Here is a 24,222-nt window from a genome sequence, read left to right on the forward strand (position 1 = left end):
AGTCCGCACTACGAACCATTTTTGTTAAGGTAATCGATCGGAAAAGATATGAATTAACTTCTACACAAAGACTCAAAGGCGCAAAAAGTTTGTTTTCGGCAACAACTAAAAAATGTACATTCATACTCCTGTTCAGCAGCGCCAAAATCTGTTACCTAATTTAGAGCGCGTGCCGGATAAGTTGCTGCAAAAAATTGGCAGCCGACAAGTCTGAACATGGCTCCGTATAGTTGGGATTTTGTGCAGCCTGTTTGCGATCGGTCACTAAAAAGCAAGCAGCCGTGAAATGCCTTTCCCGCACCATCTTCTGACAAAACAGTTCATAGCGTTTAGCATAGCTGGCCCCTCTAAACTCTGGCAGAACCGTGAAATGCGGTTCAGCAACCTGTACCGGGGTGTGCGAGGCAGGACAGTCTTCCAAAACAAACAGATATCCCAACCACGGTGGCGGAGGTGCTGCGCCAAACACCCCTTCCCGGTAAGCTGTCCAGATGTCGAGAGCAGCCCCCATCGCTTCTTCTGTGCGGTTGTTGAAGTTGTTGCCAAAGCTGCCAACCTGGCTCTTCAACTCGATGACTACTTTGAGTTGCCGTTTTTGAGGGTTTACCACCAAAAAGTCGTACATCTTCGTCGGGCCAAAGAACCCCGGTATAACGGTTAGGCTTTTTTTAACGTGGATATGGTTTTGAGGCACACCTGCAGCCAGCAAGAAATTAGTCAGCGTCAGGATGAAACCGTCCATCTGCTTGCCGCCTGTCACCGCACTGCGGTTCCCTTGGTCAATCTTGCCAGCTAGCACCTGGGCTTGTGCCTGGGCGATGCGGGTATCCCAGAAACCCTGCACCGCTTCCTGGAACACATCATTGGGGATAATGGGTGTCTGTCCAGTCATTGAGCAACCTCCCCCATCAATCCGTCATAGACTACGCGCAAGCCATACGTCTCCTGCATCCGTTTCAGCGCTAGCTGATGGTAAGTTGGCTCAACATCTACCCCGATACTGTTGCGCCCCCAGTTGGCGGCGGCGACGCAGGTTGTTCCTGTCCCCATAAATGGGTCAAGTACCGTGTCCCCAGCAAAAGAAAACATCCGCACCAGCCTTTCTGCTAGTTCCAAAGGATACGGGGCGGGGTGTTGCTTGGTGGAAGCGCCTTTGATATCCTGCCAAATTTGTTGAAACCACTGTCGGTGAAGAGTTTCCGGTATCACGGACAATACTCGTGCTGTCAGGCTGGGACTGCGGTAGCCGCCCGGTTTGCGCTGCATCAGGATAAATTCGATGTCGTTTTTGATGACGCCTCCGGGCTCGTAAGGTTTGCCGAGAAAACTGGTGCCGTTTCCTGCTGCTTCTAGAGAAGCATTGGCGATTTTGTACCAGATAATCGGTGCGAGGTTATCAAATCCCAAATGGCGACAGTGTTCCTGAATACTCGCGTGCAGGGGAAATACCATGTGCCTGCCAAAACGCCGGCGCGCAACACAGACATCGCCCACCACAATCACCAGCCGTCCGCCGGGGACTAAAACACGCCATATTTGCTGCCATACTCGATCGATCTCTTGCAAAAACTGTTCGTAGTCTGCTATTTCCCCAAGCTGGTTTGGGTTTTTAAGATATTCTTTTAAATTCCAGTACGGGGGCGATGTGACTACCAGATGCACGCTTTCATCGGGAATATCTGTCAAATTTCGGCTATCGCCCTGTAGCAGAGAATGGAAAGATGGCAAGCTTTGCACCCGATGCTGAATTTCCTCGATCAACGCTGCATTTTTGCTAATAGCAGGAATGGCACGCTGTTCGTCTGCTGCTAGTAATGCCGCTGCTTCCTCGGGTACAAGGCTTCGATCCTGTAGCGCTTGTTTCAACGGTTCGGCTGATTCGCGAGACCGAAACCGCGTTGAAATATTAACCTTGCTTAAACTCGAAGACTTCATACATTTGGTCGAATAATCACGTTCATCATATCAGCTTTACCAGCAATAAAAATTATCATATCCTGAATACAAACCAAACCTACTGTTGCAAAAATTATTTGAATTAGGATAAATTTCCCTTCGAGCTATGGATTTGAGTGCGCGATAAAGCTTGAGTCAGCATCTCAAAATCCCCGTGCTTGGAAATCTGCGACTCGTAGCAGCAACATAAGCCGAAACTGTCCGGAGCGCAATTACCTATCTGCGAACTATGATTGTATCAAGCTCTCTTCTACGGTTACAAAACTTAGTTCATCCCATCCTCGTTTTATAGTAATTTTTACCTATATTTTACTAAAAAACAAGGGTGAATTTTGATAATGGTAAAAATCATGAAACCTTCCCTTCCTCAAGACGATGCGAACAAACAACAGCGCAGCGATTACTTAAATCGCCAGCAACAAGATTACCAATTTGACTATAACAGTTTATCGCCTTTGGCATTATTGAAAACCGTGCCAGCGATCGAGAATTTTTCGAGCGATTATATTGGAGAACGGATATTAGCAACCTCTGAACTTGCTGTAAATATGTTGGCAGTCCGGGCGAGATCTTTTCTAGATCCTCTCGACGAGCTCCAAGACTATGAAGACTTCTTTCCTGTGATCCGGCTGCCTCAAGTTGCCAAGACTTACCAAACCGATCGCTCTTTTGCCGAACAGCGGTTGTCTGGGGCAAATCCGATGGTACTTCGTCTCTTAAGTGCCACCGACCCCCGGGCAGAAATCGTCACAAAACTCGACAGCAAGCAGCCATTATTGGAACTTGCCAGACTGTTACGGGAAAAAAGTATTTATATTGCCGACTACACAGGTACCGATCCAAACTATCGCGCACCTTCTCGAATTCAAGGAGGAACCTACGAAAAGGGCAGGAAATACTTGCCGAAACCCCGTGCTTTCTTCGCTTGGCGGTGGACTGGAGTGCGCGATCGCGGTGAACTGGTACCCATTGCGATCCAACTAGACCCCAAACCGGGCAGCCGTGTCTACACGCCGTCAGATCCGCCACTCAATTGGTTATTTGCCAAACTCTGCGTCCAAGTAGCAGATGCCAATCACCACGAAATGAGTTCGCATTTAGGTCGAACCCATCTAGTTATGGAACCAATTGCGATCGTCACAGCGCGACAGTTAGCTGAAAATCATCCCCTCAGCTTATTGCTCAAACCCCACTTTCGCTTCATGTTGACCAACAACAATCTCGCACGCACTCAGTTGATCGCCCCTGGAGGCCCCGTCGATGAGTTGCTGGCAGGAACCTTGCCAGAGACAATAGAGATCGGTAGAGAAGCCTGCACTAACTGGAGTCTGGATCAATTTGCCTTCCCAACGGAACTAAAAAATCGCGGAATGGACAACACAACTCAACTACCTCACTACCCTTACCGAGATGATGGATTGCTGCTGTGGAACGCGATTAAAACCTTTGTCTCCGGCTATCTCAAATACTTTTACCCGACAAAGCAGAAACTTACCGATGATACCGAACTGCAACGCTGGGCCCAAGAATTATCCTCCCAGACAGGAGGTAAAGTCAAAGGAATGCCACAGCGCATTGAGGATGTTCAACAATTGATTGATATTGTCACAACCGTGATTTTTACCTGCGGGCCCCAGCATTCTGCTGTGAATTATACCCAGCATCAATACATGAGTTTTGCTGCCAATATGCCTTTGGCTGCCTACCGCGATATTCCGGCAATTAACAAGTCAGAGATTCCCGAAGTAATTACGGAAATGAAAATTTTACAGTTGCTTCCGCCCTACAAAAAAACGGCCGAACAACTGCAAATTTTGTTTACTCTGTCAGCTTATAAATATGACCGCTTGGGTTATTACGATAAATCTTTCCGAGAACTCTATCGTGCCACCTTCGACGAAGTTTTTGAAGGTACTCCGATCCAACAGTTAGTCAAACAGTTCCAGCAAGATTTGAATGTGGCAGAACAGAAGATAGATCAGAACAATAAAAAGCGATTAGTGCCATATATTGCTCTCAAACCTTCTTTAGTGATCAATAGCATCAGCATCTAATACCCAATTCGCGTGAAAAATCGCTGCTAAAATTCAGTGATTTTTCAGGCGATTCAAGCTCAAATAATAATAGACATCTCCCATAATACTGTGAAACAGACATCCTGCCTGTTCAAGACTGTCTTTTTGGGAGATGTCTATTATCCCAGTCAATTCCCTGCACAACGCTTTGCCCGGAATCAAACAGGTTTGTATTGTCGTTCGCCCCAAAGTCCGCATCCATAAGTTTGAACTCTGAGTCCTCACTATCAACCAATATATAGCGTTTCTCAAAAAGGTGAGGTATGACTGACAGCTTACATAACCGCTTGAACGTATAGGGCCCAAGCCCAACAACATCCGCGAATCTTTCTGAGAACCAATATAGTTGACTTAAGACCAATCAGATTTGGTAAAAATGCCTGTATTCCTATAAAATCGCGCTCGTAAGGATCGCAAATTAAATAATTTACACAAAGAAAGTGGGATGGGCGTCCCGCCCGTCTTTCCGGGACGGGCGGGACGCCCATCCCACGAACCATTAAATTGTAAGTTATTTAATTCTCATTCCTAAATTCATCAAAAAGCTGTAAGTCAACCGTATTGCACTATAAAACCAATCTTACGACATTATATAACTGTCAAAAATCCGTAGGTATGCAGTGCATACCTACGGATTTTTGACATGGTTAAATTAGCCCTTATATTCTTCGAGAATACTGCAATTAACGGACATTTTTCCTAAGGAATCAGTGAAGGTAACTTCATCTTTATAATGCCGGGGCGTTTCCATCAGCAACCGCCAAGCTTCCCCAGCATCGATTAAATTCATTCGATTGGGATAGTGAACGTTTAACAACTCTTGCACCATCGGGTAATAGTTGGAGTTAATGCTAGGGAAAATGTGGTGTTCTGTATGGTAAGAGAAATTTAAGTGCAGCAGGTCAAATATTTTAGGAACCCGCAGGGAAGTAGTATTGATCAGCGGGTCATTAATGTTGGTCATCCGGCAACCCATGTGGTTGGTATAGATGTAAAACATTGTGCCTGCGTGACCCAGTGCGATCGGCAAAATGTATGCCAGAATAACTTTAATCGGGTTAAAATCTAGGTAAAACAAGACGCCCAGATGAATTCCCAAAATTCCGAGACATTCCAGGGCGATCGTCAATCGATCTTTCGGACTAACGGTAAACGCAGCGGGCACGTAATCCACAGATTTATCGTTGAATAACAATACCGATGACACGTTGCGGAAGTTATGCACCAACCACGATCCAGCCATGCCTACAATGAACCACAGGGGATTGACTTCCACCGACGGTACAAATAGATTTTGAATCCATTTTCCCCAAGTATCCGGTTGCTGGAACAGGTAATTGCGATCGGGGTCTGCTAAGGAATTGGTGGTACTGTGGTGTACGAGGTTGTGCAGCGATTTCCACTGAGTAGGTGGCATCAATAGCATACTTAGGCCTAAAAAGGCGATCGCATAAGTCAGCCGGGATTTTTTCTGAACGCTGCCGTGCATCAGATCGTGGGAGCTAAATAGCAAAACTATGATACTATTGCCCATAATCGCAGCCAAAGGCAAGTAAAGCCCTAAAAGGTAGACAGGCCAGCGATCGAGGTAGTCGGCAATTCCCCATCCCAGCAATAAAATTCCCAGATTGATTAACAGGATTGTTAATTTGCTAGGATCTGGTTCAAAGGCATTTGGTGGCAGTAGCGGACGCAATTTTTTAACATAAGCCGATTGGTGAATTAGCGTTTCGCGATCGACAGTCTCGTCTAAAGAAATAAGCATTTTTTCTGAATTCATTGTTTGCTAATCACACCAAAATGTTAGTCAGATTGTTTTTTTGACATTTATTAGTATATCATATTTGCCGAAAAATTGGTTTCATTAAATCATTTTGTGATGATGTTTATATGTGCGAGACAGACAATTTTAAAATCATATTTGGGTCAAAAAATGTTCAATCTCTCCGCTTCGCTTCGCCCAATGCCATGAGTACCTCATCTTTCTGAGAACGGCTATAGCCTTTCTCAAAAAGATGAGGTATAACAGACTGTTTGCAAAACCAGTAAACTCAGAGGGCTCGCATCCCAACAACGTCCGCGAATCTTTCTGATAACCGCTATATATACTTAAATTAATACCTATTTAAAAAAATATTGATACCAATTATTATTGATTGTCGATAAATTATCTGTCATTTGCATAACTCCGGCTAGACACCCTACTGTGCCGTTGGCATACAGATGAAATGCTCTAATTTCGGTAGTAGCAATATTTTTTATAATTGGTATAAATTCAACAGCCAAACTGCCAAAGATAACTCAGCTAAAATTCTCCGTTACCTTGAACAATTTCTTTAATTGTTGTCAGCGTATCTAGCCCGATCAATCCCCGACGATAGCCTTTTTGGTTGGACATTCCCAGAAAAATTGCATCTCCCCGATTTTGATAGCGCCAAAACCGAGGCGAGGCATTAATAAAAGTTGAGGCGCTGTTAACATCCAGAGCAAATTGGCGGCTTTCTAAATAAGATTCAGTGGCGATCGCGTCAGCGTGGCCGCTGCTGTAGCGGTTAATCCAGCCGATCGCAATTTCCAAACTATCAACAACTTTAAACGCGATGGTTTTGTTTAAATACGGTTGAGTCCACTCGTAGGGTTCCGCCAGCTTCAAGTCTGGGAAATCTGCGACAAGATCCGCATCTGCGGTAATTTGAAAGCCTTTTTCTTTTAAACTGTTCCACAGCCTGACTAAGGAAGAATGCTTTTGGTTGCGATCGATCAATACTTTCTCGATCGCGTTTACCGGATCGGGCACACTTTGATGGCTGTCCAAAATCATCCACCTTGCCATCTCCAAACTACCAGTCGGCGACCAATAAAGGTAACAATTGCCCATTGCCGATCGCAACACCGGTGCCGTACAAAGCCTTACCACCTGCTGCACTAAACTCGGTCTACCGTAGGGAATAATTAAATTGAGATATTGGTCTTGAGTTACCAAATCGCGGATCGAAGCGCCCCGATCCGGTGGCAATACCTGCAAACATCCTGACGGCAAACCTACCTCATCGATCGCCGAAACCAAAGCTTCACCAATTACAGCATTAGTTTGCCAGCTTTCGCTGCCACCTTTGAGAATCAAGCTGTTAGCGCTTTTGAGACACAAACCGGCCGCGATCGCCCCAAACTCTGGAAACGCCTCGTAAATGAGCGCGATCGCCCCCAGCGGCAGAGACTGACAGTACACCTGACAGCGATCGACTTGATAAGAAGCATTGATCACCCTGCCAATTGGATCTGGCATTTCCCCCAAGCGTTGCAAAATTTGGACAGTTGTCTTGATCCGTTCCGGCGTCAGCTTCAGCCAGTCCACAATCAAGTCGGGAATCGCCATGTCGCGACTCGCTTCTAGATCCAGAGTATTGGCTTCTAAAATGTCATTTTGTCGGCGTTTGAGTGCGATCGCCATTGCCTGCAAAGCAGCAGCGCGATCCGTACTTTTGGTTGCCGCCAATTCCAAAGAAGCCTGATAAGCGCGGCGGGCGACATTGGCCCCCTCTGATGAATGACTAAAATCCTCTATTATCATTTAACTAACGCCTGTAAGCCAGCCATACCATCAGCGCCGGCAGCATTGCTAACAGCACAGCGACCATTGCCCACAGAATAATATTCGGGCCCGGTGAGTGCAGCGCCAGGGGCAGCCAAATCAATAGCGGCACCAAAATCATCCCCAGGGCTAGGGGCAAGTAGTGCGCCTTCAAACCCGGATGTGCTCTGTGCCACTGGTTGCCTGTCCACCGCCAAGCCTGCTTGTAAGGATAGTTCGTTGATAGTTGCTCGATGACGTGTCCGTTTTCCTCCAATACAAATATTTGCTGACAGCGGTTGCAGCCAAAGGCTTCTGTCAGCGTTATGGGTACGAGACGGCCGCGGCGCCGGCAAGGGCACGGGTACTCATCGTTTAAGTCAATTTTGGGAGCTTTTTGAGATGGCACGAGCGATCGGATAAAAAAAGCGTTTTTGCAAAAATAATCGTTAACATATCCATTTAATCAAACTTGTGATACTCCCGAACCCGAGTCATAGACGGGGATTCTTGAATAGTCCAAAGTCGGGCTTGTCTTCGGCGTTATCAAGCCACCGCTACTAACTCAGTTTGAATTTCTTCAAACATTCCGTATACTTTTGTTTTTTTTTATTTCGTCCTGCCATCACTAGCCAACAGGTACGGTAGGCTCAACATCCTGCCATTATTCGCAATGAGAGCTGTTTCGGATATGGGCCGAATATGCCCGTTGCAGGGATTGCTCCCAACTCAGGATGTTTCAACACGCAGGTGGTTATTCTTACTCGATATTTTTGATGATAACATCAACTTTTGATTAACTCTGTAAAAAATACCTAAAGAAATCTTCAAGACGGTTGAAACCGCTATCGAATTTCCCCCTACCTAAAGTCAGGAGCTTGAGTCTCGCTTCCCGGTCAATTCTGCCCAGTCGAGGCTTTTAACTACCTGTTTCGATCGATCGCCCGATCGGCTATTGTGACTTGCCAGTTATCTAATCAATTTTACCATTAACCTAGGTGTTTTCAACAACCGTTAGGGGTATATGCGATATCTTCTCGCTATACTTTCCGGGTTAGTCTTCCTGGTGTTCTTGATTTTTAAAAGCGGGTGACGCGATTCGAACGCGCGACATTCACCTTGGCAAGGTGACGCTCTACCACTGAGCTACACCCGCATTTGCTGCGGTATTAATAATATTGCCTCACTGCTCGGAATTTGTCAAGTGTTTTTTGTAAGTTTTTTTCATAAACTCGCTGGGGCGCACCCGAATGCCTCACCCCGCCTGAAATTGCAGCAAGTAGATTGTTAAAAAAATCAGTAATTGCAGTGCTTTTGACCGCGATCCGCCGAGGGCAAAGCTACAATCAAGCTGCAATTGTGGGAGAACACTGCTCATGTCAGACTTAAATCGCGGAATCATGAAGTTCAAGGGAGCTGACAGCCCGATCGCGATCGCCATTTCAGCGATCGTCATTGGTGGCGGCATCGGCATCCTAATCTGGTGGGCGCTGCAATCAGCCTACGCCTTCAGCTAACACGCTGCTCAAACCTAAAAATTAGAAAGCTTTAGTCACAGAAGACAGAATTTTTAGGGAATTCTGTCTTCTGTATTTTTTTGCCCTTTCGAGTGGGGTGACTGCCAGCAGGGACACCGTGATAAAATACTTGTGTGTCGCCCTCAATCAATTACTGCCCAAAAGTACCAGTACAAGGACTTCTGCGACACCACAACTAAGTTCGGCAGTGCATTAATTCGATCGCTCTTCTTGAGACTATCTGCGTTAATCTGCGTTAGTCGGTGGTTTTCTGTTTTTGTCTCAACCCTTGAAATATCATCGCTGGCGATCGATCTGCTTCATTCGATTGCCCCTTCCCAATAATATTTATCTCAAATCTGCGATCGCACCTTTAAACGAGCTGAGCTGCTTCAGATTTTCTCGATCGATTTCCCCGAAGACCTACTTTTGTAGTATACTTGTAATTCAAGCGCCATCGCGCGCAGTTATCAGACTCAAGTGTTTGCAAGGGTTGTATCGCAACAGAAATTTATGGCAAGTTTTCGGGACATCCTTAAATACTACACCCGCTACAGTCAAATCTCAGCTCTGAGCATCGGTGCATCCAGCCTGTTTGCGATCGCGGATTTAGCTGTACCCTACGCGATCGGGCAACTCTTAAATGTATTGTCCGATCGACCTACAGACACAATAACGCAAAAATCGATCGCAGCGATCGCCTCACTTACCCAGCAGTCACCCAGCAAGATATTATCGCTATCCGTCTTGCTGGGCTTGATTTTTGTAGTAACAGTCGTCAAAGCACCCATAGAACTTTGGATGGGAAATTGGTTCCATTGGGTAGTACCGTTGAGAGCAAGGCGGGATTGGATGAAAGGAGCGATCGGCAAAATGCTCACCTTACCCTTAGAATACTACGACGAAAACAACGCCGGACGAATTTCCAGTCGCATCGCCAAAGGCATCGCCAACCATACTTGGACATACCCAGAAATTGCCGCTGAATTCATCCCAGAAGTCGTCCGCTTAATCGGCATTTTTGCAGTTATTTGGTTAATTGAATGGCGCATCGGCCTATTAATTTCAATTTCCTTCATATTTATCCTCAGTTTCACCCTCAAAGGCCTCCAAGGGCTGACTCAGCGCGAAGAAATTCTGGATGAATACATCGAAGATACCGAAAGTCGCAACTCAGAAATTATTACAAACATCAAAACAGTCAAAGCTTTTGCCACTGAAACAAACGAACTAAAAAAGCAAACAACCAGACTCGATCGCGAGTTGAAAGTTGTAATTCAACGCATTCACAAAGGATACGTCATCCTGGGGACATACCGACAAGCAATCGTCCAGCTTTGCCTGTTTTCAGTTCTCGGTTTTAGTCTAGCAGCAACAGTCGCAGGTAAAATATCTCTGGGATATTTTGTTACGGTTTACACCTTAGCAAGTATGGCCTATTCGCAACTCCGCCCGATTAGTATTATCGCCGAATTATTTGCCCGCCGCTATTCTTCAATGATCCGCTTCCATGAGTTTATGCAGTTACCAGACGGTGTTGATGCGGTGAATTTAACAGAAAATGCTGCATCCGCGTCGCCTTATAAATTTAGTGGCAAAATTGAGTTTTGCGGGCTGACATTCGGGTACGATCGCGAAAAGCCAGTTTTGCAGGATATCAATTTATTGATTCATCCGTGTCAGACTGTAGCATTAGTCGGGCGATCTGGTTCGGGGAAATCAACATTAGTGAAACTGCTGTTTCGATATTTCGAGCCTAACTCCGGGCGCATTCTGATCGACGGCGAGGATATTTCCAGTTTAAATGTCACTGGCTACCGCAAGCGTTTAGCCATTGTCCACCAAGAAGTAGACGTGTTTAACGGTAGTTTGCTAGATAATTTGACATACGGCAACCCGAAAGCAACTTTCGCCCAGGTTGAAGAAGCTTGTCGCATCGCCAGAGTTGATGAGTTTGTGAACTTGTTGCCCCAAGGTTACTATACCGTTGTCGGGGAGCGGGGAATGCGGTTATCTGGCGGTCAGCGGCAGCGGTTGGGCATTGCTAGGGCGCTGTTAGTGGAGCCGGACGTGTTAATCTTTGACGAAGCTACTTCTAGTTTGGATTATGAGTCGGAGCGATCGATCCAGCTAGCCATGCAGAACATCTTGGGTACGCGCACCACCATAATTATCGCCCACCGCCTGAGTACAATTCGCGAAGCCGATGCGATCGTCGTACTCGACGGCGGTAAAATCGTCGAAGTTGGCAGCCACGACGAACTCTTGAACCAAAAAGGCATTTACCGTCGCCTGCACAAACTGCAAGAAACCGGCGAATTACTAAATTAACAATTTCTGCTGAGCCCAGACTTCCGGTGCTATAAGAATCCTAGATGGACACGTGGCCAGAAACCGGGTTTTTAGCAAAATAGTCGTTGCAACCCTCAGATTCGGTAAAAAACCCGGTTTCTTGTAAGGTTCGTAGTGCGGACTTCAGTCCGCTTTCCGGCCGTAGTGCGGAGAACTTACACGCGCCAACTGTTAAGGTTCGTAGTGCGGACTTCAGTCCGCTTTCCCGCCGTAGTGCGGAGGACTTACACGCGCCAACTGTTTTTGTTATGGTAATCGACCGGACGCGATATGACTTATGTGTTCAGCCTTGAATGATTAGACTTTTAAATGTCATGTTGCAGAAAAAGAAGAATCTGCTAGGATGTTTAACTGTGGGTACAAATGGGTCGGTGCCCGAGCGGTTAATGGGGGCGGACTGTAAATCCGCTGGCTACGCCTACGCTGGTTCAAATCCAGCCCGGCCCACCACAATTCACATAAAAGTTAAAAGTTAAAAATTAAAAGTCAAACATTTTAATTTAACATTTTTAATCTTTTATGCCCGTGTAACTCAGGGGTAGAGTACCTCCTTGGTAAGGAGGAAGTCGCGAGTTCAAATCTCGCCACGGGCTTGGATTCAACAGTTGACAGTTGACAGTTGACAGTTGACAGTTTTAGATATACCTCTACCTATAAGTCCGAGGAATGAAACAGTGAATAATTTTGTTTTATTTCCCCCTCGAAGGATGAGGCTTTAAACCCATTTTTGTTGGTAAATTATGTGAGACAAAAACAGAATTGGCGGTTGAATTGTGTGTTCAACGGCCTATGTTTTTTAATTTTATTTTTTAACAGCAGCTTGCAAATAAAGCAGCGGATCTTCCGCCACCCAACCCGAACCCGAATTGTACCGAACTTCAAAATGTAAATGAGCTTGGGGAATGTCCCGTTTTCCAGTCATCCCCACGCTTCCCAAAACTTCTCCCGATCGCACTTTTTGACCGACTTGCACCGCAAGATCTTTTAAATGAGCGTAGCGCGTTTGCTTCCCCGCTTGATGGTTCACCACAACTAAATTCCCGTAATCCCCCTGCGGCCCGGCAAAGGCGACAGTCCCTCCGCCCGCAGCCAAAACCTGCGTACCCTCCGCAGCCAAAAAATCTACCAAAATTAGGGGGTTAGAGCCTCGTCCTTCCAGGACGACTTTATTCTATAAATCCTTTTGCCATTTTGTAGAAATTCGGTAAAATCAAACAAGGAGGTGATGCAAGTGTTCAATCTGACTTATGAATTCAAGCTAAAACCAACAAAAACACAAGTAGCAATATTTGAGGATTGGTTGGAACAATGTCGCAAGGTCTATAATTATGCCCTGCAAGAACGTAAAGATTGGTATAATTCGCGAAAATGTCGGATTGACGCTTGTTCGCTTCGCTCGGAATTCATCATCAGAGCTGAAACACCCAGACCAACTTACTCAACTCAATGTAAAGCCTTAACTGCATACAGGAAAACCAGCCCTGCATTACAACGTATCAATGCTCAAGCTTTACAACAAGTGCTGCGCCGACTAGAAAAGGCATTTGTAAGTATGTGGGAACAAAATCACGGATTTCCCCGATTCAAAAAAAGGGGAGCGATGAGGTCTTTTGTGTTTCCACAACTAAGTTCAAACCCAATTCAAAATAGTAGTGTGAAACTGCCTGTAATTGGCTGGGTAAAATTTTGGCAATCCCGAGCAATTCCCGATGGTGGAATTATTAAGCAGGCACGGGTGGTAAATCGTGCATCCGGCTGGTATGTAATGCTGACCGTTGCATGGGACGTAAAAATTCCCGAGGTAATGCCACACGGAAATCCCCTGGGAATCGATGTCGGACTCACGAATTTCATAGCAACTTCTAATAGTCTTTTAGTCAAGAGGCCAAGGTTTTTTATAGACGCAGAACGCAAGCTGAAATTGCTGCAAAAACGTGTAAGTAAAAAGCAGATTGGCTCAAATAATTGGCGCAAAGCTCAAAAAAAAGTTGCTCTTTTGCATGAATACGTGGCTAATTGTCGCAAAGATTGGCATCGCAAAATCTCTCATCAAATTTGCAATGATGTGGGGATGGTATTCGTTGAGGACTTAAATTTAGTTGGACTATCTAGAGGGATGCTGGGCAAGCACTGCTTAGACGCTGGATGGGGTCAATTTTTCACTATTTTGGAACAAACCTGTTGGAAACGCGGGGTGTACTTCCAAAAAGTGGATGCGAAGAAAACCAGTCAGATTTGTCCAAATTGCGGTGTCGCAACAGGCAAAAAAGAGCTTTCTGAGCGTACTCATATTTGCTCAAATTGCGGTTACACAACCGATAGAGATGTTGCAGCAGCTCGCTTTAGTTCTAAGTAGAGGACTTGCAGCCGTAGGGCATACGGTCAAGATGCTTGCAGAGGGTAAATTCGTCGGAATCCCTGCGAAGCAAGAATCCTCTTGCCTTTAGGCAGAGGTTTGTCAACGTTTCGCCCTGGAGAGCGATGTGGCGGCGCGATCGATCCAAGGCCTGCCCCAGGCAATCGCGGGCAGGATTCGGGTTTTCCAAAGGTGCGCCGGGAGGAAGATTTGCCGCCGTTTTGTCAACAGGGGCGATCGAGCAAATCAATGCATAAATGACCAAAAATAGGCGTTTAGAACTCATTGCGTGCAGAAAAAAGTATTCATTCGGACAATTGACAATTTTTGAGCCGAGTGAAAAGGCTTATTTGAAAACTCCAGCCGTACCCTAGACTATAAATCCCAGGCTAAGCCAAGTTAGGATGAGAATTATTAGTTTTTGTCGCTCTTGGCAAATCAGGCAATTTTTGCCCGTGATGCCCGTGTTGCGCCTGGTTGCTAACAGCTATATTCTTGAGGAAGCGGTACGCCCCGCCCCGCTTCCTTCCCGTCGCCAAGACAAAAATACTTGATGCCGAAGGTGTCTGCGGGGATGAGGTATTCAGCGGGAGTTGTTAAATGTCAGTAACTCAGGGCTCAAGCCACTGAGCTTGTAAGAGAAATCTAGCAAGCTATATTGACCAGCCTAAGCCTTAACTGGCTACGTTATTTAGGTCACGACACCCTGGGATGCGAAGCTAGTCCCTTGCTCTGTCGCTAGTAGTTAAACAGCCTTAAAGTCACTGAGGCAGTGCTGCTAGCCTGACAAGCCTTTATAACATTGGCGAAGCTAACTTTACCCCGAAAGGGAGATTGAGGACAACCATCCTCGCCAGAGGGGCAACCATACCCCTCTACCCCGCAAGGGGATTCAAGGCGGTTGAAACCGCTCTTGGAGTTTCTCTCTCAGGACTGAAGTCTCTGAGTTTCTCACTTACCGAGTGCTTTTATGAGTTTATCTTTTAAGCAGTTGACCCTTTATGTCACTTTGCTGTCTGTTGGGGGAGGCATCGGATGGTTGGGGAATCGCTATCTACAAGGCTCAAACAATCCAGAAACCGGATCAGTTTTGCCCGTGGTGCGCCAGCAAATCCCCTCCTATGTGTCTCCTCCCGTTCAGGAAAATCGCCCAGTCGATCGCAGCAATCCCAATTTTATTGCTGAAGCAGCCGAAAAAATCGGCCCTGCTGTCGTGCGGATTGATGCTTCGGCTAAGGTAACGAATCAAGTCCCCGAAGCTTTCAACAATCCTTTGTTTCGCCGGTTTTTTGGGGACAATTTGCCCAAGCCGGAAGAACGAGTCAGGCGCGGTACCGGTTCTGGGTTTATTCTTACTTCTGACGGCCGCATTGTGACTAATGCTCACGTCGTCTCCGGGACGGATACTGTTAAGGTGACGCTCAAAGACGGCCGCGAGTTTGAGGGTAAGGTGCAGGGCGTCGATCCGCTGACGGATGTTGCTGTTGTGAAAATTAATGCCAAGGAACTCCCGCAGGTGGTTTTGGGTCGATCGGACAATATTGTACCGGGACAGTGGGCGATCGCGATCGGCAATCCTTTAGGGCTCGACAATACCGTGACTGTCGGCATTATTAGCGCCACGGGTAGAACCAGTTCCCAAGTCGGCATCCCCGACAAACGAGTCAGGTTCATCCAAACTGACGCCGCCATCAACCCCGGTAATTCAGGCGGCCCGCTACTGAACGACCAAGGCGAAGTAATTGGCATCAATACCGCCATTCGCGCCGACGCTCAAGGCTTGGGATTTGCAATTCCGATCGAAACCGCCAAACGAGTTTCCGATCAGTTATTCGCCAAAGGGAAAGCCGAACATCCTTATTTGGGGATTCAAATGCTCAGTTTGACTCCCGCCACCAAGGCAGAAGTCAACAAACAACTCGATAACAAAATTACGATCGATCGAGGCGTAGCCGTGACGAGAGTCGTGGAAAATTCCCCTGCCAAACAAGCCGACTTGCGCGCTGGAGATGTCATTCAAAAAATTGACGGAATTGCGGTCAACACTCCCGGGGACGTACAAGAACGGGTGGAAAACACTGCTGTGGGCAAAGAACTCGAAGTGGAAATTAACCGTTTCGGTCAAGTTCAGAAAATTAAAGTACGTCCGGGTGCTTTTCCCATATCCGGGAGTCCCACCGGTGGTTAAGTTCAAGCGGTCGAGTTGAAAAATAAATCTGATGGTGGATAGTCGTAGACACAAAAACCGGGTTTTGCTACCCAAATCATCCGTGTATCGTCCGGTATATTAGGATTAAAAACCCGGTTTCTTAATTCGCTACTCCGTCCAGGAATGTTTTTGTTGTCAACACGTTTCTTCTTTCTGGCTTGCCAAACCCGTCGCTGCTCTTTTTACCAAAAAATTGGGTAAATCAGCCCCGTGCTTTGAGCATCGGCTTTTGCTATAATTATAGCGGTTGGAAATCCCATGGTGGTGGCTTGTTAAGACTCCTTGAACCAGAAAGTAGAGCCTAGACCTGCAAAATATTGGGTAGCGAAAGCCAAGAAAAACATAGCTAGGGGAAATAAATAAGTACCCAAAAAACAAAACCAATAATTAATTCCATCTAACAGTACCTAAGGGCATTAGGAATCTGCCGAGAAATCGGGAAAGCATGGGGAGAAGACTGCCTCTACTATAAAAGGGAAGCCTGATATAGCAAGCCGACTTCTGTGAACCATGAATAAGAATCACCGTTGCTTCAGCAGACGTGAGTATGTCAATTTTCTTTGGTAGGGTTTGGTTGAATCGAACTCGTGCTTGCTAAATTTTCTTCTAGGTACATCCTCTGCTCCATTTGTCTGAGAAAATAGCCTGTCATCATCGCTGAAGCTAGCAAACCTGCTAAGTTTTCGCGGTCTGTGGTAATTTCGACGTTAAAATTGTCTGAAGGCAGGACGCCGACAAGTCCTTGAACGTTGTGGGAGATAATTTCTCTGATTTCTGGGCTGGCGGACTTGGCGATGCGGGCTAGAACCTCCGGGGATTGGTGTTGGAGGTACTTCAGAAGTGGATTGACTGCGGTTTGTTGGGCATTGTTTTGGTCAAAGTCAGGGTGAAAAACCATTTGGCGATTCTTAATTTCTGGCTTGCTACATTCTACTTCAAACTACTCCTCATTGCTTGGGTACAAATTTGCCTGAAAGTCAAGTTGTAATTGTTTGGGCAATTGGTCTACTTGAAAATACCGGTGAAATTTTTCGGTAACTTGTAGCCAGTACGATCGCCCATCCGTTGGCTTCCGTTTCCGCACGAAACCCATTTCCACCAGTTCCTGCACTTGTTGGTAAGCCCCCGAACCCCGCAAATTCACTAAATCTGGCTGTGCGATGCCACCTTTGAGGGCGATCGCCGCCAGCGTCCGCAAAGCCCCAACACCTAATTCTGGGGGTATTAAAGTTTGCATTAAACTCGCAAACTCGTCTCTGAGTTGCAGGCTGTATCCCGTCGGAGTTTCGACGACTTCTAGCGCACTGTCGCGGTGGGATGAGTCAGACATGAGCTCGATAATCGCGTCTTCGGCTTCCGATCGATCGCACTTAGCAATCTCGGCAATCTCTACAAGCGACACCGGCTGACCTTTTAGATAAAGTATGGCTTCTATTGTTGTGGCTAAACGAGTCATTGGGGAATTTTTCAACAATTGACAGTTGACAGTTGACCTGGGACAGTTTGAGAGCGACCTCTACCTAGAAGGAAGAGGATTGGAGTAATGAATAGTCTGATTTTAATTTCTACCTCAAAGGCGGGCGGGCTTTCAACCAATTCTTTCTGGTAATTAGAAATAGAGACGTTGAATTCAGAAGGATCGAGTTATCTAGGAAAACCGGAAAAAAGCAATTAGACATTTATCAATCTAACTGTCTGCCAGTCAGTTCTACAAAAATATCCTCTAAATTAGAAGGACGAACCATCATACCAGTCTTATCCTCTTTCGCATCCAGATAAAAATTCGCTTCTTCCAAAGTCGGGAAAAACTTGTATTCCCAGCGATCGCCTATTTGCTTCATCACCAACCCTTGACCGTGTTCTTGCCGCAGTTGCGCTAGCGTTCCCAATTGAATCAACTTACCGCCGTCCATAATCCCGATGCGATCGCACAAATACTCTACCTCATCCATATAATGCGTCGTCAACAGCATAGTCATCCCCTGCTTGTTCAAATCTAGAATAATTTCCCACAACCTGCGCCGCGTTTGCGGGTCTAACCCTACAGTCGGTTCGTCCAAAAATAAGATTTCCGGTTCATGCAAAAGCGATCGGGCAATTTGCAACCTCCGCTTCATTCCACCGGACAAAGTTTTGACTAAATCATCCCGTCTTTCTGCTAATTCTACATATCCCAACCACTGTTTAATCAATTGTTGGCGTTTCGGATTGGGGATGTGGTGCATCCGCCCGTGAAACTCCATATTTTCCCATACAGAAAGCTCATTATCAACGCTAGTTTGTTGCAGCACAACGCCGATGGACTGTTTAACTTGCAAGCTTTGACGCATCACGTCATATCCAGCTACCTCAATTTGACCGCTGCTGGGTTTAGTCAGCGTAGTCAGCATCCGAATTGTCGTCGATTTTCCGGCACCGTTGGGGCCCAAAAGACCGAACATTTCTCCGGCTTCAATCGTGAATGAAAGGTTATTGACAACAGGAATTTTGTTGTAGATTTTGCAGGCATTTTGCAGGGAAACAGCGGCAGTCATAGGTATTTTTGTATCAATTATTGCGATCGATCTCTTGCTTATGGGGCAGATTTTGCCTGGTCAATCAACCATAATACTTGTGGCGGGTTTACTAACAATCTCAGATTCACATCCACAATAATATCTATCAACCTGCCCCAACCAAACGACAAAATTTGATGGCGGGCAATTCAACAGACATGATATCATCTCTGGATGCCGCAACAAGTGCGATCGACTAAATTTTCTGGTAACACTCCTCGTTAAAAATAGCATAAAAATTAGGTTTTTATGCTATTTTTAACGAAGAATCTTGTTAGGGCAACCAATCTGAGTCTCACCCTCAGGTATCAGGCTGATTTTTTTTACCGCTGGCATTACCCGCTTATTGCGGTTGAGTTAAGTCAGGAGTCAGTTCCACGATCCGCTTGTCAAGTTGGCGTGCGGCTGAACTCATTGTTATAGCGGGTTTCTTGCCATCAACATACAGAATCATCAGATAACTTCCTATTTTTCCCCGTCGAAATACCGCGATTTCGAGATTCATCGTCACACCTTGTATTTTTCCTTGATTTGTCCACCCACGCGATACCTCCCCAATCTTTTCTTCTAAAGTTAAAGTAGTAAGATTAGTAAATTGATATTCATTCTTACCACTACTGTTTAAACCTTTGGAGAACTCTTTGGCAAAAACATCTTCACGCATATCTGCGTCAAATTTTGCTCGCTCGATCTGGTTGGTCAGTTTTTGTGTAAATCCTAGGATTATTTGAAAATGCTGGTCGTCGTTTTTGTTATAAGCAAACACACTTGCTGGTTTCAATGTCTGGAGACCGCTGACCAGTTTTTGCATGGTCGCAGGTGGCATCTCTACAAAACCTGCGGGTAAGTCTTGTAAGGTCAGGACTAGGTTGGACAATTCCGCTGCGGGAGTTGGAATATCCGCAGATAGAGTATTGGGAAGAGAGCGAATTGGAATTGCGATCGACTCTTCGCCAACTGCACCGCCCAATCCAGCACTAATTAGCAAACACACCAAGAACACAACTTTTTTTTTCATTACTTTACCCTGTTGCGATCGCCCATGACTAATCTCTACCTCACTCTACCCCCAAAGCGCTATCTTTTACTCTGCCGCTTCTAATTCTTCTAATTCTTGTGTAGACTGCCATCCAGCTTGCCAGAGCGATCGATCTTTGAGCTGTTTGGCATTCAGCCAGAAACGGACATTTGGATCGCAAGCCGCCACCATTTCGGCAAAAACCCATTGACCTTCGTTTTTGCGGTTGACTACTTGAAAGTGCCGCCACCCCCAAGTTTTTTGGTGAGAAGTCCATCGGGAACCAACTAAATAAGGAAATTTTTGTTTTTTCGGCACAGTATTTTTGTTGGCAAATATATGAGAAAGCAAGGTGAACGAACCTGACGGTCAACTGAGTACAGTTAGACCGCAGGCTTCTTTTTCCTTTTTTGCAAAGGCTTTTTTGAGTGACGGAGTTCCCCCGCCACTTTGATGCAGTAGACCAATCTTTCTGATAAGTTTGGCTGAATTTTCATCTCGATCCAAAGATTCTCCGCACTGGCAGGAATGCCATCTTTCCGACAATTCTTTCGGTACTTTGTTGAGGCAATGCCAGCAATGCTGAGAAGTTCCCTTGGGATCGACGAACAAAACATTTTTACCTAATTTCCAGGCAACATATTTCAGGACGCTAGCAAATTGCCCGTGAGCAGCATCAAGCATTGATTTATTCAAGCCACTTTTAGCTGATTGACCGTTTGGTAAATAAACTAAGTTACCGTCACTGTCAATATCAGTTTTAGTTTTGGTGCGTCTTGTTAGATTCTTGATACTCAAATCTTCAGCCACCAAAATTTCACACTTGCCAAACAGTTCATGTGCTATTTTGAATTGAAAATCAAGTCTCGCTCTAGCTACGAACTGATGGAGTTTGGAAATCCTGTCTTTGATAATCTGCCAAGGTTTAGAACTTTTAATTCTACTAACTAGCCTTGCTTGAAGTCTTGCTAATTTGTCAGCAGATTTCCTCAAGAATCTAGGATTCTCAACTCTTTCACCATTGGAAAGATAGGCATAATTAGTAATTCCTAGATCGATACCAAGAGTGCTTTCTTCGGTTGGTTGAATTTCTGCAACCGTTACGGGAACCGTTTTGTCTTCTAGCGTCAGGGAAATATACCACCCATCCGCTTCTCTGACAACTGTACCCGTCTTAACCTTGAAACCTGTTGGTATTGGACGGTGAAAAACCATCGGCACTTGACCTATTTTTGCGAGGCTAATACAAATCCTATTTTGCTCGTCTTTGACAATATTTAGATTGTCTAGTTGAGGGTATGTGAAGGATTTGTAGTAGGGTCGCCCTTTGAATTTAGGCTTGCCTCTACGATTGCCGTTTTTGTCGGGCGTGGTGAAATTTGAAAACGAAGTTTTAACTCTGTTGACGACATCTTGCAAGACTTGCGAATCCAGCACTTTGTAGTCAGGAAATAGCTTTTTTGTGTTCTTCAAGTCGGCAAGTTGTATCGTCTGCCACTGTACATATCCGCCTTCGATATTTGAGAAAACGTCCCCTTTTTTAGTTAAAGGATTCCCTGATTCATCCTTCTTTCTGCCATCCCTAGTCTGCACTCTGGTTAAGGGAATATTGCGATAAATCTCATCGAGAGGGACTATCGAAACAACTAACGGGCAGGCATTAATGGGCGTTCTTGTGGCTTCCCACCATCTGAATCTTTCACCGAGTCGGTAGTTGTACTGTCGGCGACAAAGTTCTAGATGAGCCACAATAGTTGCTAGTTGGGGCTTGGTTGGTTTGAGGCGGTATTTGTAGGTGAGCTGCATTAGAAACTTCCTTTTTTCGACCTACCTTAAATATACCATTTCTTTTGTTTTAACATCTGGAAGTACATCAAATTTAAAGGTACTCTCGAAGTCTAATTGTCGGCTTCCGTTCCTCCATCCGACGAGCCTTTCATCAAGCGCGGTAATTCATTCGGGGGTACTTCGCGCAGCAATTGAGATTCATCCCCCTCTGAATATACCCTTAGACTTCCCGGCTGGTAGTTAATTGCAATAACTTTTTCTGTTGGATGATATTAATATCATAAATAACAATTGCTCCCTAGTTCAAGCCATGCACCGGATATCCTCCCTCAGAAAGTTCCACATCTCCAACAGTTACCGTCCAGCCCGACTCCCACTACCAACCCGGACAGAAATTTCAGATTGTTGCTGGCCTTTCTACAAATCCTGTACCGGGTGAAATTCATAGCTATCCCAGTTGCTCAGTATTTAATAGAGGAGAACTCCCAACTCTTTAGTCTGTCTGCAAGTAGATGGGTTTATTGTAACTTGCAGGAGTTTCGTCTGGGAACTCAAAAATAAAGGCAGTCCTGCGACTGCCCGTGTAATTAGTTATACCTATTCGATAGGGTTGATTTTTCAGCCGATCGACAAATAGCAAATTTATCCAGCACGAACTCAATCTTGAATCTCAAATCTAAAAGCAAATAACCCAGGTTTTAGTGGTGGACAATAACCCCGTTCTGCGAAACTCACTCAAATCTACTTTTAGAGCAGGTTTGACGTTCACTTCCTTTGTCTCCCAAAGCGGTGGGCCGCTTCCGATTCGCAGGCATTTTTTCGGGTTCAACTCTCCCTACAAACATTTTTTCAATCTGAATCGTGTCTCATTGACCCTGTAGGGTTCAACAAAAAAGCACTTTTAGACAAGATTGACTAATTTATCTGATTCTGTTGCTGCCTCTTAATTACTTCCGTGTGAAGGCTTGTGGCCCGATAAATCCAGAGGAAGTTGGGGAAGCCGGAGTCGCACTGCATTTGTTTGCAGCCAGAGAGTGATGGCGTGCTTCCGCTGTGGAGTCACGTACTCTCCGGGTCTGATCACGCCAGCACAGACGCCGATGTTTTTAATAAGGGTTTCTCGCTCCGATGAACTTGCACCCTGTAGCAACCTGACTTGGGCTTTGATAAAATCCACGTTCATAGCAGAAAGTAAAAGTAACTAAAGAACTCAGTTAAATAGCGATGCTTTGGTTCCAATTGTAACTCTAAAACCACTTGGTACGAATCCAATTGATTCAAGATCCCCGGGATGGGGATCGGGGCCTCTAGAGCTAGCCAACTTTATTTACTTTATCTGTTTTTGCTAGCAAAAGTGTCACCATGCTAGCAGTTTTGACAGAATTTTCCATAGTTAAGAACTGTTACAAATTTACCTAGCTTCCTACAATAATGCAGAGTTTAGTGCTAACGCTACTCTCCGGGACTCAAAAAATTCACCACAGTCTCCCGATCCTTGCCTTCTTACGTTTTAGCCTCCCCCATAGGGAAGGGATCGATCGCCAAACATTCCTCTTGGAGCGCCCCTCTTAACACCCAGACACTACCACCTCACCCTATTGATTTAGATCCCCGCATATGCTTTGCTGTGAACTATAACTTTAGGCATACGTATTGTTACGGGGGCTACCATAAGCGAGCAAGTGTTAATTCTTGTTTATAGATGATATATTTTTTGGCTATTCTTCCAAAGCCATGATTTGTGTTAATTAAGGCAGCTTTATGATGTCCGCACCAACTAAGACTCGGAACTTCTGAGTCGATACATTACCGAGGAAGACTCGAACTTCCAAGTCGATACATTTTGCTCTCTGTGGCGATGAATTTGTTTTCTAAATTCATTGGGGACGATCGCACGCCGACGACAATTGCGAGCTACGGATCATTTTGTATAATTTATAACAGAGCGATTAATCCTAATAATTTTAAGACAGCACAATTTTCAATAGTTTTTTATCCGTAATTTGCTCTCAACAGCCAAAAAGATGGGTCAAACAAATCAACACGGCAATACCATCACCTTCAAGATTGAAAGTGCCGATATGACCTTCGCAGTTGGCGGAAAATAGCAGTTATATGTAACCAAATTTGCTAGTTACTAAACTTTAGATTAAGTATAAAATCAACAGCAAAGCAGAAGCAATTAATGCCAAAACAAAAATATTTAATTTTAGATGTAAACTGATTTATTGAGGAGTTTGATGCCAAGCATTTTTCGACAAAAAACATCGCTACAGCCATCCGGACGGTAAAAAAAAACTGTTTTTTTATTTTTAAGAGGCTGTTTTTTGAGGTTTTCGACGTAGGCGAGCAATATCAATTAACGCGCATCTAGGATATGTTTCAATACCGTTTACTGATATAGCGCCCTGGGGGTAAAATCCTCTGAAAAATAGATACGGAGATTGCTTCGTTCCTCTCGAAGGACAATCTTAAGTAAACCGTATTGGGATATGTTTTACTTTCCAAAAACCTATCAATCCGATAGCATATAAAATCCCCTCTCGCTGTCTCTACGAAGGGGAAATGGTCTATAATATTCTTGTTTAAGACACTCGATGTGTCGGTTTCTTCTTGCCGTGTCAAGAGGTATGGATTGGTAGACCTATCTGGGCCCCCTAGCTAAGATCGTTTCCCGGTGGTAAACCGGGAAATGATTAAGTAAACTACCTACACCAAGTCGGAGTACCGACTATGGAGTAGGCTTTTAGTAGCCCTGCACCAAATCGAATAAACTAGGTTGGAAGTACTCGACGATCCGACCTAGTTCACACGACAGGTACGAA

General features: G+C 45.3%; 18 protein-coding genes, 3 tRNA genes and 1 pseudogene. 8 read left to right on the plus strand and 14 right to left on the minus strand.

Going from position 1 to position 24,222, the window contains the following annotated elements:
• Nucleotides 1-160: 160 nt before the first annotated feature.
• Nucleotides 161-892 carry a PaeR7I family type II restriction endonuclease gene (locus QZW82_RS13410; protein WP_293148891.1) on the minus strand — a complete coding sequence of 244 codons (732 nt, stop codon included), beginning with the start codon at nucleotides 890-892 and terminating at the stop codon, nucleotides 161-163.
• Complete coding sequence (locus QZW82_RS13415; protein ID WP_293148892.1) at nucleotides 889-1,935, minus strand: site-specific DNA-methyltransferase; 1,047 nt, start codon at nucleotides 1,933-1,935, stop codon at nucleotides 889-891. Before QZW82_RS13415 ends, QZW82_RS13410 begins: the two co-directional genes overlap by 4 nt.
• Before the next feature lie 371 nt (nucleotides 1,936-2,306).
• Between QZW82_RS13415 and QZW82_RS13420 the strand changes: the two genes are divergently transcribed.
• A complete protein-coding gene (locus tag QZW82_RS13420; RefSeq protein WP_293148893.1) occupies nucleotides 2,307-4,010 on the plus strand; it encodes a lipoxygenase family protein in 1,704 nt (567 codons plus the stop codon).
• A 673-nt stretch (nucleotides 4,011-4,683) separates the two neighbouring features.
• Here QZW82_RS13420 and QZW82_RS13425 read toward each other — a convergent pair.
• From QZW82_RS13425 to QZW82_RS13440, 4 genes are all read right to left on the minus strand, one after another.
• A complete protein-coding gene (locus QZW82_RS13425; RefSeq protein ID WP_363318826.1) occupies nucleotides 4,684-5,796 on the minus strand; it encodes a fatty acid desaturase in 1,113 nt (370 codons plus the stop codon).
• 540 nt (nucleotides 5,797-6,336) lie between these two features.
• Entirely contained in the window at nucleotides 6,337-7,602 is a 1,266-nt protein-coding gene (locus QZW82_RS13430) for a glutamate-5-semialdehyde dehydrogenase (protein WP_293148895.1), read from the minus strand.
• 4 nt (nucleotides 7,603-7,606) lie between these two features.
• Complete coding sequence (locus QZW82_RS13435) at nucleotides 7,607-8,011, minus strand: hypothetical protein (protein ID WP_293148896.1); 405 nt, start codon at nucleotides 8,009-8,011, stop codon at nucleotides 7,607-7,609.
• A gap of 675 nt (nucleotides 8,012-8,686) precedes the next feature.
• Nucleotides 8,687-8,758: transfer RNA gene (locus QZW82_RS13440), tRNA-Gly, on the minus strand.
• Nucleotides 8,759-8,978: 220 nt separating this feature from the next.
• Between QZW82_RS13440 and QZW82_RS13445 the strand changes: the two genes are divergently transcribed.
• The 4 genes from QZW82_RS13445 to QZW82_RS13460 all read left to right on the plus strand — a co-directional run bounded on the left by QZW82_RS13445 (nucleotide 8,979) and on the right by QZW82_RS13460 (nucleotide 12,064).
• A complete protein-coding gene (locus tag QZW82_RS13445) occupies nucleotides 8,979-9,119 on the plus strand; it encodes a hypothetical protein (protein WP_293148897.1) in 141 nt (46 codons plus the stop codon).
• A 513-nt stretch (nucleotides 9,120-9,632) separates the two neighbouring features.
• Nucleotides 9,633-11,450 carry an ABC transporter ATP-binding protein gene (locus QZW82_RS13450; protein ID WP_293148898.1) on the plus strand — a complete coding sequence of 606 codons (1,818 nt, stop codon included), beginning with the start codon at nucleotides 9,633-9,635 and terminating at the stop codon, nucleotides 11,448-11,450.
• A 386-nt stretch (nucleotides 11,451-11,836) separates the two neighbouring features.
• A tRNA-Tyr gene (locus QZW82_RS13455) sits at nucleotides 11,837-11,921 on the plus strand.
• Nucleotides 11,922-11,992: 71 nt separating this feature from the next.
• Nucleotides 11,993-12,064: transfer RNA gene (locus QZW82_RS13460), tRNA-Thr, on the plus strand.
• A 209-nt stretch (nucleotides 12,065-12,273) separates the two neighbouring features.
• Here the strand turns inward: QZW82_RS13460 and QZW82_RS13465 are convergent.
• Nucleotides 12,274-12,597: pseudogene (locus QZW82_RS13465) on the minus strand (M23 family metallopeptidase); the annotation flags it as partial.
• Nucleotides 12,598-12,696: 99 nt separating this feature from the next.
• On the opposite strand from QZW82_RS13465, the gene QZW82_RS13470 reads away from it, so the two are divergent.
• From QZW82_RS13470 to QZW82_RS13480, 3 genes are all read left to right on the plus strand, one after another.
• Nucleotides 12,697-13,827 carry a transposase gene (locus tag QZW82_RS13470; protein ID WP_366665019.1) on the plus strand — a complete coding sequence of 377 codons (1,131 nt, stop codon included), beginning with the start codon at nucleotides 12,697-12,699 and terminating at the stop codon, nucleotides 13,825-13,827.
• Nucleotides 13,828-14,231: 404 nt separating this feature from the next.
• The gene (locus tag QZW82_RS13475) at nucleotides 14,232-14,381 is read left to right on the plus strand and encodes a hypothetical protein (RefSeq protein ID WP_293148899.1); all 150 of its coding nucleotides are present in this window, start codon (nucleotides 14,232-14,234) and stop codon (nucleotides 14,379-14,381) included.
• A 416-nt stretch (nucleotides 14,382-14,797) separates the two neighbouring features.
• Nucleotides 14,798-16,015, plus strand: coding sequence for an HhoA/HhoB/HtrA family serine endopeptidase (locus QZW82_RS13480; protein ID WP_293148900.1), 1,218 nt, complete (start codon nucleotides 14,798-14,800; stop codon nucleotides 16,013-16,015).
• Between the two features lie 571 nt (nucleotides 16,016-16,586).
• Here the strand turns inward: QZW82_RS13480 and QZW82_RS13485 are convergent.
• The 7 genes from QZW82_RS13485 to QZW82_RS13515 form a co-directional block, all read right to left on the minus strand.
• On the minus strand, nucleotides 16,587-16,934 hold the full coding sequence (locus QZW82_RS13485; RefSeq protein WP_293148901.1) for a DUF760 domain-containing protein: 348 nt from the start codon (nucleotides 16,932-16,934) through the stop codon (nucleotides 16,587-16,589).
• Nucleotides 16,935-16,976: 42 nt separating this feature from the next.
• The gene (scpB, locus tag QZW82_RS13490; protein ID WP_293148902.1) at nucleotides 16,977-17,492 is read right to left on the minus strand and encodes an SMC-Scp complex subunit ScpB; all 516 of its coding nucleotides are present in this window, start codon (nucleotides 17,490-17,492) and stop codon (nucleotides 16,977-16,979) included.
• Between the two features lie 226 nt (nucleotides 17,493-17,718).
• Nucleotides 17,719-18,570, minus strand: a complete 852-nt coding sequence (locus QZW82_RS13495) for an ABC transporter ATP-binding protein (protein ID WP_293148903.1) — start codon at nucleotides 18,568-18,570, stop codon at nucleotides 17,719-17,721.
• A gap of 364 nt (nucleotides 18,571-18,934) precedes the next feature.
• Nucleotides 18,935-19,609 carry a hypothetical protein gene (locus QZW82_RS13500; protein WP_293148904.1) on the minus strand — a complete coding sequence of 225 codons (675 nt, stop codon included), beginning with the start codon at nucleotides 19,607-19,609 and terminating at the stop codon, nucleotides 18,935-18,937.
• Between the two features lie 66 nt (nucleotides 19,610-19,675).
• Nucleotides 19,676-19,927, minus strand: a complete 252-nt coding sequence (locus QZW82_RS13505) for a TIGR02450 family Trp-rich protein (protein ID WP_293148905.1) — start codon at nucleotides 19,925-19,927, stop codon at nucleotides 19,676-19,678.
• A gap of 51 nt (nucleotides 19,928-19,978) precedes the next feature.
• Nucleotides 19,979-21,415 carry a transposase gene (locus QZW82_RS13510; protein ID WP_293148906.1) on the minus strand — a complete coding sequence of 479 codons (1,437 nt, stop codon included), beginning with the start codon at nucleotides 21,413-21,415 and terminating at the stop codon, nucleotides 19,979-19,981.
• Nucleotides 21,416-22,340: 925 nt separating this feature from the next.
• Complete coding sequence (locus tag QZW82_RS13515; RefSeq protein WP_293148907.1) at nucleotides 22,341-22,580, minus strand: hypothetical protein; 240 nt, start codon at nucleotides 22,578-22,580, stop codon at nucleotides 22,341-22,343.
• Between the last annotated feature and the right edge of the window lie 1,642 nt (nucleotides 22,581-24,222).

This window comes from Microcoleus sp. bin48.metabat.b7b8b9.023, assembly GCF_013299185.1.
Classification (GTDB): Bacteria; Cyanobacteriota; Cyanobacteriia; order Cyanobacteriales; family Microcoleaceae; genus Microcoleus.